Source organism: Pseudomonas sp. HB05 (genome assembly GCF_016756915.1).
Taxonomy (GTDB): domain Bacteria; phylum Pseudomonadota; class Gammaproteobacteria; order Pseudomonadales; family Pseudomonadaceae; genus Aquipseudomonas; species Aquipseudomonas alvandae.
On the sequence record NZ_JAESPG010000004.1, the window covers coordinates 237,980 to 253,777 of the forward strand.

11 protein-coding genes, 2 tRNA genes and 1 pseudogene are annotated in these 15,798 nt (G+C 61.6%); 10 read left to right on the plus strand and 4 right to left on the minus strand.

Going from position 1 to position 15,798, the window contains the following annotated elements:
- Positions 1–86 precede the first annotated feature (86 nt).
- The 8 genes and pseudogenes from hfq (at position 87) to JMN22_RS26800 (ending at position 8,732) form a co-directional block, all read left to right on the plus strand.
- Positions 87–347, plus strand: a complete 261-nt coding sequence (gene hfq, locus JMN22_RS06690; RefSeq protein WP_003186419.1) for an RNA chaperone Hfq — start codon at positions 87–89, stop codon at positions 345–347.
- Between the two features lie 12 nt (positions 348–359).
- On the plus strand, positions 360–1,661 hold the full coding sequence (gene hflX, locus JMN22_RS06695) for a ribosome rescue GTPase HflX (protein WP_030140162.1): 1,302 nt from the start codon (positions 360–362) through the stop codon (positions 1,659–1,661).
- Between the two features lie 85 nt (positions 1,662–1,746).
- Positions 1,747–2,919, plus strand: coding sequence for an FtsH protease activity modulator HflK (gene hflK, locus JMN22_RS06700; RefSeq protein WP_030140161.1), 1,173 nt, complete (start codon positions 1,747–1,749; stop codon positions 2,917–2,919).
- Positions 2,919–3,788: a protease modulator HflC gene (gene hflC, locus JMN22_RS06705; protein WP_030140160.1), complete on the plus strand. Its 870-nt coding sequence runs from the start codon at positions 2,919–2,921 to the stop codon at positions 3,786–3,788. Before hflK ends, hflC begins: the two co-directional genes overlap by 1 nt.
- A gap of 323 nt (positions 3,789–4,111) precedes the next feature.
- Entirely contained in the window at positions 4,112–5,299 is a 1,188-nt protein-coding gene (locus tag JMN22_RS06710; protein WP_198797214.1) for an ATP phosphoribosyltransferase regulatory subunit, read from the plus strand.
- Positions 5,300–5,354: 55 nt separating this feature from the next.
- Positions 5,355–6,647: an adenylosuccinate synthase gene (locus JMN22_RS06715; protein WP_030140158.1), complete on the plus strand. Its 1,293-nt coding sequence runs from the start codon at positions 5,355–5,357 to the stop codon at positions 6,645–6,647.
- A gap of 1,125 nt (positions 6,648–7,772) precedes the next feature.
- A pseudogene (locus tag JMN22_RS26795) lies at positions 7,773–7,826 on the plus strand (hypothetical protein); the annotation flags it as partial.
- 201 nt (positions 7,827–8,027) lie between these two features.
- On the plus strand, positions 8,028–8,732 hold the full coding sequence (locus JMN22_RS26800) for a methyl-accepting chemotaxis protein (protein ID WP_411829961.1): 705 nt from the start codon (positions 8,028–8,030) through the stop codon (positions 8,730–8,732).
- 49 nt (positions 8,733–8,781) lie between these two features.
- Here the strand turns inward: JMN22_RS26800 and JMN22_RS06725 are convergent, their stop codons facing one another.
- The 4 genes from JMN22_RS06725 to JMN22_RS06740 all read right to left on the minus strand — a co-directional run bounded on the left by JMN22_RS06725 (position 8,782) and on the right by JMN22_RS06740 (position 11,948).
- Complete coding sequence (locus tag JMN22_RS06725; RefSeq protein ID WP_030140156.1) at positions 8,782–10,347, minus strand: ABC transporter permease; 1,566 nt, start codon at positions 10,345–10,347, stop codon at positions 8,782–8,784.
- A complete protein-coding gene (locus JMN22_RS06730) occupies positions 10,347–11,357 on the minus strand; it encodes an extracellular solute-binding protein (protein ID WP_198797212.1) in 1,011 nt (336 codons plus the stop codon). Before JMN22_RS06730 ends, JMN22_RS06725 begins: the two co-directional genes overlap by 1 nt.
- 241 nt (positions 11,358–11,598) lie before the next feature.
- A tRNA-Leu gene (locus tag JMN22_RS06735) sits at positions 11,599–11,685 on the minus strand.
- A 176-nt stretch (positions 11,686–11,861) separates the two neighbouring features.
- Positions 11,862–11,948: transfer RNA gene (locus JMN22_RS06740), tRNA-Leu, on the minus strand.
- Between the two features lie 226 nt (positions 11,949–12,174).
- Between JMN22_RS06740 and rnr the strand changes: the two genes are divergently transcribed.
- Positions 12,175–14,793, plus strand: coding sequence for a ribonuclease R (rnr, locus tag JMN22_RS06745; protein ID WP_198797211.1), 2,619 nt, complete (start codon positions 12,175–12,177; stop codon positions 14,791–14,793).
- The gene (gene rlmB / locus JMN22_RS06750) at positions 14,790–15,551 is read left to right on the plus strand and encodes a 23S rRNA (guanosine(2251)-2'-O)-methyltransferase RlmB (RefSeq protein ID WP_030140153.1); all 762 of its coding nucleotides are present in this window, start codon (positions 14,790–14,792) and stop codon (positions 15,549–15,551) included. Before rnr ends, rlmB begins: the two co-directional genes overlap by 4 nt.
- Positions 15,552–15,798: the final 247 nt, after the last annotated feature.

Here is a 15,798-nt window from a genome sequence, read left to right on the forward strand (position 1 = left end):
TGCAATTGCCGTCTATCCTTGGGGGTGTGACGGCCCAAGCCATCTGATTCCGAATTTTATAATTGATCCTTAAAGGAGTGCGGCACATGTCAAAAGGGCATTCGCTACAAGACCCTTACTTGAACACTTTACGTAAAGAGAAAGTTGGGGTGTCCATCTATCTGGTCAACGGGATCAAACTGCAAGGCACGATCGAGTCTTTCGACCAATTCGTCATCCTGCTGAAAAATACCGTCAGCCAAATGGTCTACAAGCACGCTATCTCGACAGTGGTGCCGGTTCGTCCGATTCGTCTGCCTAGCGCAACCGAATCCGAAGGCGGTGACGCTGAACCGGGTAACGCCTGATAGGAGCCTCCTTTGTTCTTTGAGCGCCACAGTGGTGGTGAGCGGACTATTCTCGTTCACTTGGAAGGACAGGACCCTGAGGCGCGCGAAGATCCGCAGGAGTTTCAGGAATTGGCAATTTCGGCCGGCGCCGAGACCGTCGCGTTTTTCAACGTGCCGCGTCATCGGCCAACCGCCAAATTCCTGATCGGCAGCGGCAAGGTCGAGGAGTTGCGCGACCTGGTCAAGGCCGAGCATATCGATCTGGTGATCTTCAACCACATCCTTACGCCCAGCCAGGAACGTAACCTCGAGCGCGTCTTCGAGTGTCGCGTGATCGACCGCACCGGGCTGATTCTCGATATCTTCGCCCAACGTGCCCGTACCCATGAAGGCAAGCTACAGGTCGAATTGGCCCAGCTTGAACACATGAGCACGCGGCTGGTTCGCGGCTGGACTCACCTTGAGCGGCAGAAGGGCGGTATCGGCCTGCGCGGCCCGGGTGAAACCCAGCTGGAAACCGACCGGCGTCTGCTGCGGGTTCGCCTGCGCCAGATCAAGGGGCGCTTGGAGAAGGTCCGCAGCCAGCGCGAGCAGTCGCGACGCGGCCGCAAGCGCGCCGACATCCCGACGGTTTCACTGGTGGGTTATACCAACGCCGGCAAATCGACCCTGTTCAACAACGTCACCCAATCCGACGTGTACGCCGCCGACCAATTGTTCGCCACCCTCGACCCGACCCTGCGCCGGCTCGAGCTGAACGACCTCGGGCCGATCGTGCTGGCCGATACCGTGGGTTTCATCCGGCATTTGCCACACAAGCTGGTCGAGGCTTTCCGAGCTACGCTCGAAGAGTCGAGCAACTCCGACCTGCTGTTGCATGTGATCGATGCCGCCGAACCGGATCGGATGCTGCAGATCGAGCAGGTCATGGTGGTGCTGGGCGAGATCGGGGCCCAGGACTTGCCGATCCTCGAGGTATACAACAAACTCGATTTGCTCGAAGGGGTCGAGCCGCAGATCCAGCGCGATGCCGATGGCAAGCCGCAACGGGTCTGGCTCTCGGCCCGCGATGGCAGCGGCCTGGACCTGCTCAAGCAGGCCGTGGCGGAGCTGCTGGGCGATGATCTGTTTGTCGGCACCCTGAAGCTGCCGCAGCGTTTTGCCCGGCTGCGTGCGCAGTTTTTCGAGCTGGGTGCGGTACAGAAAGAAGAACACGACGAAGAAGGCGCTTGCCTGCTGGCCGTTCGCCTGCCACGGTCGGAACTGAACCGACTGGTCAGTCGTGAAGGGCTGCAACCGATGGAATTCATCGAGCAACACACTTTGCAATAAAAGCCTGAGAAAGCTGTGTCAGGCATTCTGTAGCATTGGCCGGCGCGCCGTGGGTGCGTCTTTGCTTTATCAGATGGAGAGCGCTATGGCTTGGAATGAGCCGGGTGGCAACTCGAATAACCAGGATCCCTGGGGCGGCAAGCGTCGTAACAACGGCGACCGCAAGGGACCACCGGATCTCGACGAGGCCTTCCGCAAGCTGCAGGAAAGCCTGAACGGTTTGTTCGGTGGTGGTAAGAAACGCGGTGACGATGGCGGCAGCCGTCCGGGCAAGGGCGGCGGTTTCGGCCTGCTCGGCATCGGTCTTGTCGTGCTCGCGGCTGTCTGGCTGTACAGTGCGGTTTATGTCGTGGACGAGCAGGAGCAGGCCGTTGTGCTGCGCTTCGGCAAATACTACGAAACCGTCGGCCCGGGCCTGAACATCTATTTCCCGCCGATCGACCAGAAGTACATGGAGAACGTCACGCGTGAGCGTGCCTACACCAAGCAGGGCCAGATGCTGACCGAAGACGAGAACATCGTCGAAGTGCCGCTGACCGTGCAGTACAAGATCACCAACCTGCAGGACTTCGTGTTGAACGTCGACCAGCCGGAAATCAGCCTGCAACACGCGACTGAAAGTGCCTTGCGCCATGTGGTGGGCTCCACTGCCATGGACCAGGTGCTGACCGAAGGCCGTGAGCTGATGGCCAGCGAAATCAAGGAACGCCTGCAGCGCTTCCTCGATACCTATCGCACCGGTATCACCGTCACCCAGGTCAACGTCCAGAGCGCAGCGGCACCGCGCGAAGTACAGGAAGCCTTCGACGACGTGATCCGCGCCCGTGAAGACGAACAGCGTTCGCGCAACCAGGCCGAAACCTATGCCAACGGCGTCGTGCCGGAAGCCCGTGGCCAGGCCCAGCGCATCATCGAGGATGCCAACGGTTATCGCGACGAAGTGGTTTCCCGTGCGAAGGGTGAGGCTGATCGCTTCACCAAGCTGGTGGCCGAGTATCGCAAGGCCCCTGAAGTGACCCGTCAGCGTCTGTACCTGGACACCATGCAGGAAGTCTTCAGCAACACCAGCAAGGTCCTCGTGACCGGCAACAAGAACGGCCAGAGCAATCTGCTGTACCTGCCGCTGGACAAGATGGTCGAGGGCAGCCGCAATACCGGTACGCCACCCACCAGCGCGGCAGCCGCGAGCAATGAAGCCAATGCCCGTGCGGCGGCGGATCTGCAGCAACAGCAAGCACGTACCAGGGAGAGTCGCTGATGAGCAATAAATCGCTGATCGCCCTTATTGTCGGTGTCGTCGTGGCGATCGCTGCCTGGAACTGCTTCTACATCGTGGCTCAGACCGAGCGTGCGGTGTTGCTGCAATTCGGTCGCGTGGTCCAGGCTGATGTCCAGCCAGGGCTGCATGTGAAGGTGCCGTACGTCAACAAGGTGCGCAAGTTCGACGGCCGCCTGATGACCCTCGATGCACCGACGCAACGCTTCCTGACGCTGGAAAAGAAAGCCGTGATGGTCGATGCCTACGCCAAGTGGCGCGTGAAGGATGCCGAGCGCTTCTACACCGCGACTTCCGGCCTCAAGCAGATCGCCGACGAACGCCTGTCCCGTCGCCTGGAGTCGGGCCTGCGTGACCAGTTCGGTAAGCGTACCTTGCATGAAGTGGTGTCCGGCGAGCGTGATGCGCTCATGGCCGACATCACCCGTTCGCTGAACGCAATGGCGGAAAAGGAGCTGGGTATCGAAGTGGTCGATGTCCGGGTCAAGGCCATCGACCTGCCGAAGGAAGTGAACCGCAGCGTGTTCGAACGCATGAGCACCGAGCGTGAGCGTGAAGCTCGTGAGCACCGCGCCAAGGGTAACGAGCTGGCCGAAGGCATCCGTGCCGACGCCGACCGTCAACGCCGCGTGCTGCTGGCCGAAGCCTACCGTGAATCGGAAGAGGTCCGCGGTGATGGTGATGCCCAGGCCGCTGCGATCTACGCCAAGGCGTACGGCCAGGATCAGGAGTTCTACGGGTTCTACCGTAGCCTGCGCGCCTACCGTGAAAGCTTTGCGAACAAATCCGACGTCATGGTCCTGGACCCAAGCAGCGACTTTTTCCACTACCTGGAAAAGGCCAAGCCTTGATACGACGTTGACCTGAAGCACTCCGCCCGGCGGCTAAAACGTCGGGCGGGGTGATCCTTTGGGAAAACGTGTGTATGATGCGGCAGCCGGGAAATTCCCGGCTTTTTTGCGTCTGCGCGTTCGATTGTGGTTTATGCGGTGCAGGCGTCGGGTTGAACGACCCGACAGGTTTTTCGAGGAAAGTGCTTGGCGAGGCCGATCCAGGGCCATTCGTCACGTCGCCCTTGCGCGTTGTTTGCGGTTTTTCGCATGACGCGGGCATTTTCTGCTTCACTCAAGGCCAGCCCGAAAGCTGGCCGCCCGGACCATAGGGGAATGGCGTAATGGCAACGGTAGACCGCTGGCTGCTGCCAGATGGCATCGAAGAAGTACTGCCACCGGAAGCCGCGCGTATCGAAGTAGCGCGTCGGCAGGTGTTGGATCTGTTCCAGAGCTGGGGTTACGAGTTCGTCGTGACCCCGCATATCGAGTACCTGGAATCCCTGCTGACCGGTGCGGGCCAGGACCTGGATCTGCGCACCTTCAAGGTCATCGACCCGCAATCGGGGCGGCAGATGGGCTTTCGGGCTGACATCACGCCTCAAGTGGCGCGCATCGACGCCCACACCCTGCGTCGCGAAGGCCCGAGCCGCCTGTGCTACGCCGGCAGCGTCCTGCATGCCCAGCCGCGCGCCTTGTCATCCTCGCGCAGCCCGATTCAGCTGGGTGCCGAACTGTACGGCGATGCCAGCCCAAGCAGCGACGTTGAAGTCATCAGCCTGATGCTGGCCATGCTGCAACTGGCTGATGTGCCGGATGTCCACATGGACCTTGGCCATGTCGGTATCTACCGTGGCCTCGCCCGTGCGGCCGGTTTGTCCGGTGAAGTGGAGCAACGGTTGTTCGACGCCTTGCAGCGCAAGGCCATCGATGAAGTCATCAGCCTGACCGAAGGCCTGCCGAGCGATCTGTCTGGCATGTTGCGGGCGTTGGTGGATCTCTGTGGTGGCCGTGAAGTGCTGGACGCTGCCCGCGAGCGCCTGGCCGGCGCGCCGGCCCCGGTGTTGGCGGCGCTGGACGATCTGTTGGCGATTGCCGAGCGCCTGTCGGTGCGTTTCCCGGAATTGCCGCTGTATTTCGACCTGGGCGAGCTGCGCGGTTATCACTACCACACCGGCGTGGTGTTCGCGGTGTTCGTCCCGGGTGTTGGCCAGTCCATCGCCCAGGGCGGTCGCTACGACGACATCGGCGCTGACTTCGGTCGCGCTCGTCCGGCGACCGGTTTTTCCACCGATTTGAAAACCCTGGTGACCCTGGGGCGTGCTGAAGTCGAGCTACCGTCTGGCGGTATCTGGATGCCTGACAGTACGGATGCGGCACTCTGGCAGGCGGTCTGCCAGTTGCGCAGTGAGGGTCAGCGTGTCGTCCAGGCCTTGCCTGGACAACCTTTGGCCGCCGCCCGTGAAGCGGACTGCGACCGGCAATTGATTCAGCAGAACGGGCTTTGGCAAGTATTGCCGCTGGCTTCTTGAGTTTTCCTGCCGGCCTGGAGCCGGCACCAAGTTTGCGCGAATGAGGACAAGTGTTATGGGTAAGAATGTCGTAGTCCTGGGCACCCAATGGGGTGATGAGGGCAAAGGCAAGATCGTCGATCTGCTGACCGAACATGCTGCCGCCGTAGTGCGCTACCAAGGTGGCCACAACGCCGGTCACACCCTGGTGATCGACGGTGAAAAAACCGTCCTGCACCTGATTCCATCTGGCGTGCTGCGCGAAGGCGTGCAATGCCTGATCGGCAACGGTGTGGTGGTGGCGCCCGACGCCCTGCTGCGGGAAATCATCAAGCTGGAAGAGAAAGGCGTACCGGTGCGCGAGCGCCTGCGTATCAGCCCGTCCTGCCCGCTGATCCTGTCCTATCACGTGGCGCTGGACCAGGCCCGTGAAAAGGCCCGTGGCGAGCTGAAGATCGGCACCACCGGTCGCGGCATCGGCCCGGCCTACGAAGACAAGGTGGCTCGTCGCGGCCTGCGTATCGGTGACCTGTTCCACCGTGAGCGTTTCGCCGCCAAGCTGGGCGAGTTGCTGGACTACCACAACTTTGTCCTGGTCAATTACTACAAAGAGCCGGCCATCGACTTCCAGAAGACCCTGGATGAGTGCATGGAATACGCCGAGCTGCTCAAGCCGATGATGCTCGACGTCACTGCCGAGCTGCACGAGCTGCGCCGCGCCGGCAAGGACATCATGTTCGAAGGCGCCCAGGGTTCGCTGCTGGACATCGACCACGGCACCTACCCGTACGTCACCAGCTCCAACACCACTGCGGGCGGTATCGCCACCGGTTCGGGCTTTGGCCCGATGTACCTGGACTACATCCTGGGTATCACCAAGGCCTACACCACCCGCGTCGGCTCGGGTCCGTTCCCGACTGAGCTGTTCGACGACGTCGGTGCCTTCCTCGCCAAGCGCGGCCACGAGTTCGGTGCTACCACCGGTCGTGCTCGTCGTTGCGGCTGGTTCGATGCCGTGATCCTGCGTCGCGCCATCGACGTCAACAGCATCTCGGGCCTGTGCCTGACCAAGCTGGACGTGCTGGACGGCCTGGAAACCATCAATATCTGCGTGGGCTACAAGAACCAGGACGGCGCCGTCATCGACGCACCGACCGACGCCGACAGCTACATCGGCCTGGAGCCGGTGTACGAGCAGATGCCAGGCTGGACCGAGTCGACCGTGGGCGCCAAGACCCTGGAAGAGCTGCCGTTGGCCGCGCGCAACTACATCAAGCGCGTCGAAGAGCTGGTCGGTGCGCCGATCGACATTATTTCGACGGGTCCGGACCGCAACGAAACCATCGTCCTGCGTCATCCGTTTGGCTGATAAGTCGTTGATGTAAAAAACAAAGGGCTCCTTAGGGAGCCCTTTGTCGTTTCTGTCTGGCCGACGGCACGACACTTGCTATGCCTCACCATTAAGGCACCGCTTTCACGAGTGCCATCAAATTAATGGCGTTTGGTAGAGGGATTTCAAGTGTCGGCCGTTCTCTCACTGTTACAAAGCCGTTTGTTGCGGCCTGTGTTCGTTACGCTCGGTATCGCCCTTTTGGTGCAAGTACTGGTTGCGGTTGCGCTGACCCGAAGCACGGTCACGGCGTTGGAGTCCGATCTGGGCGCGCGCCTGGGCGCCGACAGCCAGAAGCTGGCCGGTGAATTGGAGCAGGCTGGGCGCGAAGTCACGTCGAGCCTGGACAGTTTGTCCGCCAGCACCCGCCAGCGATTGACCGCCGGTTTGTCCTCGCGTCTGAAGGAAGAGCAGGCCCAACTGCGGGCGACCCTGGAAAAAGACTTGCGTGATTCCGCCAATGATATGGCGCAGCTTCTGGCCTCGGTCGCGCCTCGCGCCATGTGGGACAGTGACGTGCCGACCTTGTCCGAATTCGCCCGTCGGGCCCAGCGTAATCCCAATGTGCTGTTTGTCATCTACGACGACGCCGCTGGGGAACACCTGACCCGTTATCTGAACCGGGAAAATCCGATCAACAAGGCCCTGTTGGAAAAGGGCAAGGGCGAACGGGCACTGGACAAAGTGCTGGACGCGGCGAAGAACGATCCATCGGTTTTTTACCTCGAAGCCTCGATCAACCCCAATGGGGTGGAAATCGGCAAGGTGCTGATGGGCGTTTCCACCGCTTCAGTGGAGACCGACCTGAAGGCGCTTGACCAGCGTTTCTCCGCATTGATCGCCAGCAGCGATCAACTGGTGGGCGACAGCCTCAAGGGCGCGGCTGCCGACAGTGCCGCCGCGATGCGCGGCCGGCTGGACTCGGCGCAGGCCACCGCCACCGAAATGCAGACCAATACCGCTGCGACCGTGCAGGAGGCTGCGGGGACGTTGCGCTGGCGCATCGGCCTGGGCCTGGCGCTGGTGGGGTTGGGCGTGTTGGTGTTGCTGGCCGTGGTGCTGGGGCGTCGGGTGGTCAATCGCTTGAAGCTGTTGATCGCTGCGATGAACGACCTGGCGGCGGGCGAGGGCGATTTGACCAAGCGCGTGCAGATCAACAGCAAGGACGAAATCGGCGACATGGCCTCGGCGGTCAATCGCTTTGTGGATAAGTTGCAACCCATCGTGCGCGAGGCGGGGGACGTGGCCCAGCGTACTGGTCAGGAAATTGGCGCGATGACCTTGCGCAACTCCGGTGCCGACGCGGCGGCCGGGATGCAGCGCGATGAAGTGGCCGAGAGCCTGCGAGCGCTGTCGCAGATGGCCGATGAGGCGCAGTCGGAAAGCCAGGCGATGCAGGCGGCCTTGCAGCAGGTCGTGGAGATCCGTCAGGCCACTGATGAAACCACTCGAACGTCGGCCAAGGTCGGCAGTTTGATCGAGGCGCTGGCCGGGCAGGTGGACACGGGGGCGAAGGTCATCGAGCGGCTGGCCCAGCAGAGCGAGCAGATCGAAGTGGTGCTGACGGTGATCCACGGCATCGCCGAGCAAACCAACCTGTTGGCCTTGAACGCGGCCATCGAGGCAGCGCGTGCCGGGGAGACCGGGCGCGGGTTTGCGGTGGTGGCGGATGAGGTGAGGGCGCTGGCGAGCAAGACCCAGAGTTCAACCGGCGACATTCAGGCCCATATCGTGGCACTGCAACAAGGCGCGCGTGAAGCGGTGGCAGCGATTGGCCAGGCCGGGCGCCAGGCCAGTGAGGGGCTGTCGGTATTGCGTGACAGTGCGCGGCTGCAGCAGTCGGTGCAGGCGTCGGTCGAGCAGGTGCATGCGGCCATCGGTCTGGCGACCCAGGCAGCGGCGCATCAGGCCCAGGGTGCGCAAGCGGTGCGTGGTCGGGTCGAGACCATTCATGCCCAAGCCGAGAAAGCTGCCCAGGCGGTGGTTGAGACGACGGCCAGTGGCAAGGTGTTGGATAATCTGGCGGCGCAGTTGAAGGCTAGCCTGGGGCAGTTCAGGGCCTGATTCGAGATTCAATGGCTGTCTCTTCGCGAGCCTGCTCGCGAAAGCTCTCTCAGCGGCTCAGATACATTCGCGTCGTCAGTAAATACACCGGCAACCCCGACACCACTATCAACAGCGCCGCATACGGCGCTGCCGCCGCGAATTCCACATTCGACGTATGTGCCCACACCGCTGTCGCCAACGTATTGAGCCCGGTCGGGCTCAGCAACAGCGTGGCGGTCAATTCCTTCATCGCATCCAGGAACACCAACGCGAACGCCGCGCCCAGCGCCGGGAAGATGATCGGCAGGGTCACGCGGCAAAACGCGCTGAACGACGACGCTCCCAGCGTGCGCGCCGCTTCTTCCAGCTGCGGCGCGGCCTTGTTCAGCGCGGTACGCACCGGGGCCTGGGCCAGTGGCAGGAACAGCAGCGCATAGGCAATCAACAGCAGGCCTGAAGTCTGGTACAGCGCCGGCACGTAGTGCAGGGCGAAATACACCAGGCTCAGGGCGATCACCAATCCGGGCAGCGCATGCAGCAGGTAAGGCAGGCGTTCGGCCCATATCGCCAGCCGCCCCTTGTGGCGCACTACCAGCAGGCCGACCGGCACGGCCAGCACAAGGCAGAGCGCGGCGCCGCCCAGCGAAAGTGCCAGGGACGACAATAACGCTTCGCCAATTTCGCTCGCAGGAAACGCGGCGGACGTGCCCACTGCCAGCCAATACGCCAACATCCCCAGCGGAATTCCGCTGCCGATGACCGCAAGGGCCAGGCAATACAGTTGCCCAAGAAGCGTCCATGGGCCGAGCCGTACCTGTCCGGCCTGGCGCGCCGCGCCTTGGCCGGTGCGCACATGGCGGCCCTTGCCGCGTACTCGCAGTTCCAGCCACAACAGCGCCATGCACAGCACCAGCAACACCGCTGACAGCATGGCGGCATTGGCGTTGCTGAATTCCAGTTCGAACTGTTGATAGATGGCTGTGGTAAACGTCTGCAGGCCGATGATCGACAGCGCGCCGAACTCCACCAGCATGTGCAGGGCAATCAGCAGGGAGCCGGCCAGCAGCGAAGGCCAGAGCAAGGGCAGGGTGACGCGAAAAAACACGCCCCAGCGGTTGTGGCCCAGGGTGCGGGCGGACTCTTCAAGGGACGGGTCGAGGTTGCGCAGCGTTGCCGCCACGGGAAGAAAGATCAACGGATATTTGGACAGTGTCATCACCAGGATTGCCCCGCCCAGCCCTTCGAACTGAGCGCTCAGGGAAACCCAGGTGAAGCTGCTGATAAACGCCGGCACCGCGAACGGCAGGCACAGGATAACGCCCCAGACGCGCCGCCCCGGCAGGTTGCTGCGCTCCAGCAGCCAGGCCAGGGACAGACCGATGATGCCGCAGGCCAACGTGACGCCGGTCATCAGCATCAGCGTGTTGCGCAGCAAGCCGAATACATAAGGCCGCCACAGCAAATGCAATGCCTCTGCCCAGCCGGCCTGCCATGCCTTTGTAACCACGTAGGCCAATGGCAGCAGGCTCAGCAGGACGAGCAGCAGCACTGGCAGCAGCAACCCGATCGAAGGGCGCTTGCGCCGGGGAGCGTAAGCCCCGGCTGCGGGAGAGGCACTTGGCGACGGCGTCATCAGTTCAGGCCGACTTCACGTTCCAGTTCCAAGGCTTCTTCGGCATTGCCGAGGTCGGCCGGGGTGACTTTCGGTGGCTCCAGCTCATTGAACGGCTTGAGGCCGCGGTCCGAGGTCATGCCCTTGTGCAGCGGGTATTCGGCCGACGTCTGGGTAATCACCCGCTGGCCTTCTTCGCTGGCCATGTAGGCCAGCAACTGTTGGGCTTCCTTGGGGTGTTTGCTGGATTTCAGTGCGGCGGCGCTGGAGACGGTGACCAGGCCACCGGCATCGCCGCCGGTGAAGTAATGCAGTCTGGAATCGAGCTGTCCCTTTTCCCGCTGCAGGGCGAACCAGTAGTAATTGTTCACCAGGACCGTCGCCACTTCGCCGTTCTCCACGGCTTTGAGGGCGACCATGTTGTTGCTGTAGACCTTGCCGAAGGCGCGTAGCCCGGTGAGCCATTCTTCGGCGGCTTCCTTGCCGTGCAATTTGATGATCGCTACCGCTTGCTCCTGGAACGCGCCGCTGGTCGGTACGAAGCCGACCTTGCCTTGCCATTGTGGCTGGGCGAAATCGAGGACGGTTTTCGGCAGGTCCTTTTCATCGACCAGCTTGGGGTTGTAGGCGACCACGCGAACGCGAGCGGTCACACCCATCCAGGTGCCGTTGTTGGCGACATAGTCTTTGGGAAGCACATTGAGGGTCGCATCATCGATCTTCGCCAGCAGGCCTTGTTCGCCGAGCTTGTTCAGCGGCGGCGACTCTTCGGTGTAGATCACATCGGCGGGGGAGCGGTCGCCTTCTTCGACGACTTGGCTGGCGAGCTGGTTGCTGCTGCCCTTGCGCACGTTGACGTGAATGCCGGTCTTGGCCTCGAAGGCCTTGGCGAGTTCGTCGCCGACTTCTTTGTGTTGGCCGTTATAGAGTGTCAGTTCCACTTTGTCGGCGGCTTGGGTGAGGGGCGTTGCGAGGGTCAGGCCGAGCAGGGTGAAGGTCAGGGCGCGGCGCAGGGTGGATCGAAACATCATTCGCGGGGTTCCTCACTGTCGTGTAGCAAAAACTTGTAACAATGATAAACGATATTGTTTCTCATGTGCGTCTTGACGATAAGTGGGGAGTTGGGCTTGTCTGGCAGATGGCCGGGGAGGGCTTCGCCCTCCAGCGGGAGCAAGCTCCCTCGCCACGGAGGGAGTATTAAACCCGGAAACGCAAAAACCCGCTTTCGCGGGTTTTTGTGAGGTTCAAGGCGTATAACCTTGAAGCTTGAATTGGTGCCCAGAAGAAGACTCGAACTTCCACGACCTTGCGGTCACCAGCACCTGAAGCTGGCGTGTCTACCAATTTCACCATCTGGGCAGCATCTTCAGCGTTGCCGCTGTTGATGGGGCGCACTATACGGAGCGCGCTTTGATCTGTAAACCCCTGTTTTTGTTTTAGTAATTGCTGAAACGCATTTGCAGGGGGCAGAAATGCAAAAACCCGCTTTCGCGGGTTTTTGTGAGGTTCAAGGCGTATAACCTTGAAGCTTGAATTGGTGCCCAGAAGAAGACTCGAACTTCCACGACCTTGCGGTCACCAGCACCTGAAGCTGGCGTGTCTACCAATTTCACCATCTGGGCAATATCGGCAACGTGTCTACGTCGTCGATGGCGCGCACTATACGGAGCGTGTTTTTAACTGTAAACCCCCGGGCGCAAAAAAAACGCTAAATTTCACGAGCGGTGCAATCAGGGGCTTCAAAGGCGTGTCGAAAGACTTTAGAAAAGGCATCTGATGCTTGAAATTTCCCGTTTCATTACGCCTATGCCAAACTAACCCGCATATAGACAAGGTGAAAACTCTCTAATGGCCGATTGGCAGTCCCTCGATCCCGAGGCCGCTCGTGAAGCGGAAAAATATGAAAACCCTATTCCTAGCCGCGAACTGATCCTGGCGCATCTCGCCGATCGGGGTTCGCCTGCTAGCCGTGAGCAGTTGGTCGAAGAGTTCGGCCTGACCACCGAGGACCAGCTCGAAGCCCTGCGCCGCCGCCTGCGTGCCATGGAGCGCGATGCTCAACTGATCTACACCCGGCGTGGCACCTATGCCCCGGTCGACAAGCTCGACCTGATCCTGGGCCGCATCGCCGGCCACCGCGACGGCTTCGGTTTCCTGATTCCAGACGATGGCAGCGACGACCTGTTCATGAGCCCAGCGCAGATGCGCCTGGTGTTCGATGGCGACCGTGCGCTGGCCCGGGTTTCCGGCCTGGACCGCCGCGGACGTCGTGAAGGCGTGATCGTCGAAGTGGTTTCCCGTGCCCATGAAACCATCGTGGGGCGCTATTTCGAGGAAGGTGGCATCGGTTTCGTCGTTGCCGACAACCCGAAGATCCAGCAAGAAGTGCTGGTCACGCCAGGCCGTAATGCCAACGCGCAGATCGGTCAGTTCGTCGAGGTGAAGATCACCCACTGGCCAACCCCGCGCTTCCAGCCGCAAGGCGATGTGGTGGAAGTGGTCGGCAACTACATGGCGCCGGGCATGGAAATCGACGTTGCCCTGCGCACCTACGACATTCCTCACGTCTGGCCTGAAGCGGTCTTGAAAGAAGCCGCCAAGCTCAAGCCGGAAGTCGAAGAGAAAGACAAAGAGAAGCGCATCGACCTGCGCCACCTGCCGTTCGTCACCATCGACGGTGAAGACGCCCGTGACTTCGACGATGCCGTCTACTGCGAAGCCCGGCCCGGCAAGTTGCGCCTGTTCTCGGGCGGCTGGAAGTTGTACGTGGCGATTGCCGACGTTTCCAGTTATGTGAAGCTCGGTTCGGCGCTGGATGCCGAAGCCCAGGTTCGCGGCAACTCGGTGTACTTCCCCGAGCGCGTCGTGCCGATGTTGCCTGAGCAACTGTCCAACGGCCTGTGCTCGCTCAATCCCCATGTCGACCGCCTGGCCATGGTCTGCGAGATGACCATCTCCAAGGCCGGCGAGATGACTGACTACTGCTTCTATGAAGCCGTGATTCATTCCCACGCCCGCCTGACCTACAACAAGGTCAGCGCGATGCTGGAAACGCCGAAGCTGGCCGAGTCGCGCAAGCTGCGTGGCGAGTACACCGACGTCGTGCCGCACCTCAAGCAGCTCTACTCGCTGTACAAGGTTCTGCTGGCGGCGCGCCACGTGCGCGGCGCGATCGACTTCGAAACCCAGGAAACCCGGATCATCTTCGGTACCGAGCGCAAGATCGCTGAAATCCGGCCGACCGTGCGCAACGACGCGCACAAGCTGATCGAGGAGTGCATGCTGGCGGCCAACGTTGCCACGGCGGAATTCCTCAAGAAGCATGAAATCCCTGCGTTGTACCGGGTTCACGACGGTCCGCCGCCAGAGCGCCTGGAAAAACTGCGGGCGTTCCTCGGTGAGCTGGGCTTGTCCCTTCACAAAGGCAAGGAAGGTCCATCGCCGAAGGATTACCAGGCTCTGCTGGCGAGTATCAAGGATCGTCCGGATTTCCACCTGATCCAGACCGTGATGCTGCGCTCGTTGAGCCAGGCGGTGTACAGCGCCGATAACCAGGGTCACTTCGGCCTGAATTACGAGGCCTACACCCACTTTACGTCGCCGATCCGTCGCTACCCCGACCTGCTCACGCACCGGGCCATCCGCAGCGTGATCCACTCGAAGATGAACACCCCGCACGTCAAGCGTGCCGGTGCGATGACCATTCCGAAGGCGCGTATCTATCCGTACGACGAGGCCGCCCTGGAGCAGCTCGGCGAGCAATGCTCGATGAGTGAGCGACGTGCCGACGAAGCGACTCGTGACGTGGTGAACTGGCTCAAGTGCGAATACATGAAGGATCGCGTCGGTGAGTCGTTCCCTGGCGTGATTACCGCCGTGACTGGTTTTGGCCTGTTCGTCGAGCTGACTGACATCTACGTCGAAGGCCTGGTGCATGTCACCGCGCTGCCGGGCGATTACTACCACTTCGATCCTGTGCATCACCGCCTGGCGGGCGAGCGCACCGGGCGCAGCTTCCGCCTTGGCGATACCGTCGAAGTGCGGGTGATGCGTGTCGACCTCGACGAGCGCAAGATCGACTTCGAGATGGCGGAAAAAACCATCAGCGCGCCGATCGGTCGCAAGAAGCGTGGTGCCGAAACCGCAGCGCCTGCCAGCAAGTCCGAGGAGCCTGCTTCGTCGTCCCGGTCGGGGCGTCGTGGTCCGGCCAAGGAAAAAGCTGTCGAAGCCTATCGGCCAAGCGATGCTGCGGCGAAGAACGCTGAGTTGCGCAAAAGCCGTGAAATGAAACAGGCGTTGCTGGCCGAAGCCAAGAATGGTGGTAAAGCTGCATCCGGGAGCAAGGCCGGACGGTCGGCCCCGGACAAGGCGGCCAGCAAGCCTAGCAAACACCGTAAGGGCCCGCCGAAAGCGGGCTCGGCCCCAGCCAAGAGCGGCGGGGCGCGTAAACCCAAGGCCAAGTCATGAGTCAGTTGGAAAAAATCTACGGCGTGCACGCCGTGGAAGCGTTGCTGCGTCATCACCCCAAGCGGGTCAAGCAGATCTGGCTGGCGGAAGGGCGTAGCGATCCGCGCGTCCAGACCCTGGTTGAGCTGGCTGGCGAAAACCGCGTTGCGGTCGGCCAGGCCGAGCGGCGCGAAATGGATGCCTGGGTCGAAGGCGTGCACCAGGGTGTCGTGGCCGAGGTCAGTCCGAGCCAGGTCTGGGGCGAAGCGATGCTCGACGAGCTCCTGGATCGCACTGAAGGCGCTCCCCTGCTGCTGGTGCTGGACGGCGTGACCGATCCTCATAACCTTGGCGCCTGCCTGCGTTCGGCGGATGCCGCCGGTGCGCTGGCGGTGATCGTGCCCAAGGACAAGTCGGCAACCTTGACGCCCGTGGTGCGCAAAGTTGCCTGCGGCGCGGCGGAAGTCATTCCGTTGGTGGCGGTGACCAACCTGGCGCGCACCCTGGAGAAACTCCAGCAGCGCGGCTTGTGGGTTGTCGGCACGGCGGGCGAGGCCGAGGTCAGCATTTATGACCAGGACCTGACCGGTCCGACCATCCTGATCATGGGCGCCGAAGGCAAGGGCATGCGCCGCCTGACCCGCGAGCATTGCGATTACCTGGTCAAGCTGCCGATGGCCGGCAGTGTCAGCAGCCTCAACGTCTCGGTCGCCACCGGCGTCTGCCTGTTCGAGGCCCTGCGCCAGCGTGGCGCCAAGGCTGCCGCCAAGAAGCCTTAATCCAGGCGCGGTCAAAATGTGGGAGCGAGCTTGCTCGCGATGACGGTGTATCAGTGACGCAAATGTCGACTGACACGCCTCTATCGCGAGCAAGCTCGCTCCCACAGTGTTTTGTGTAGGGTCAGGAACGGCGCTGTTCAAATAATCACCAATTGCCTTGCGCCGCCCTCGGCCCTTCTCTACAATTGCGCCCCTTGCTGTGATGGCAGGCACTTATGTGTCTAGCGTCCTCAAGTCCATAAGTGTC

Bases quoted from the DNA above. Each gene is read 5' to 3' on its own strand.
- hfq (WP_003186419.1), top strand. From the start codon at position 87: ATGTCAAAAGGGCATTCGCTACAAGACCCTTACTTGAACACTTTACGT.
- hflK (WP_030140161.1), top strand. From the start codon at position 1,747: ATGGCTTGGAATGAGCCGGGTGGCAACTCGAATAACCAGGATCCCTGG.
- hflC (WP_030140160.1), top strand. From the start codon at position 2,919: ATGAGCAATAAATCGCTGATCGCCCTTATTGTCGGTGTCGTCGTGGCG.
- JMN22_RS06710 (WP_198797214.1), top strand. From the start codon at position 4,112: ATGGCAACGGTAGACCGCTGGCTGCTGCCAGATGGCATCGAAGAAGTA.
- JMN22_RS06715 (WP_030140158.1), top strand. From the start codon at position 5,355: ATGGGTAAGAATGTCGTAGTCCTGGGCACCCAATGGGGTGATGAGGGC.
- JMN22_RS26800 (WP_411829961.1), top strand. From the start codon at position 8,028: ATGGCCGATGAGGCGCAGTCGGAAAGCCAGGCGATGCAGGCGGCCTTG.
- JMN22_RS06725 (WP_030140156.1), bottom strand. From the start codon at position 10,347: ATGACGCCGTCGCCAAGTGCCTCTCCCGCAGCCGGGGCTTACGCTCCC.
- JMN22_RS06730 (WP_198797212.1), bottom strand. From the start codon at position 11,357: ATGATGTTTCGATCCACCCTGCGCCGCGCCCTGACCTTCACCCTGCTC.
- rnr (WP_198797211.1), top strand. From the start codon at position 12,175: ATGGCCGATTGGCAGTCCCTCGATCCCGAGGCCGCTCGTGAAGCGGAA.
- rlmB (WP_030140153.1), top strand. From the start codon at position 14,790: ATGAGTCAGTTGGAAAAAATCTACGGCGTGCACGCCGTGGAAGCGTTG.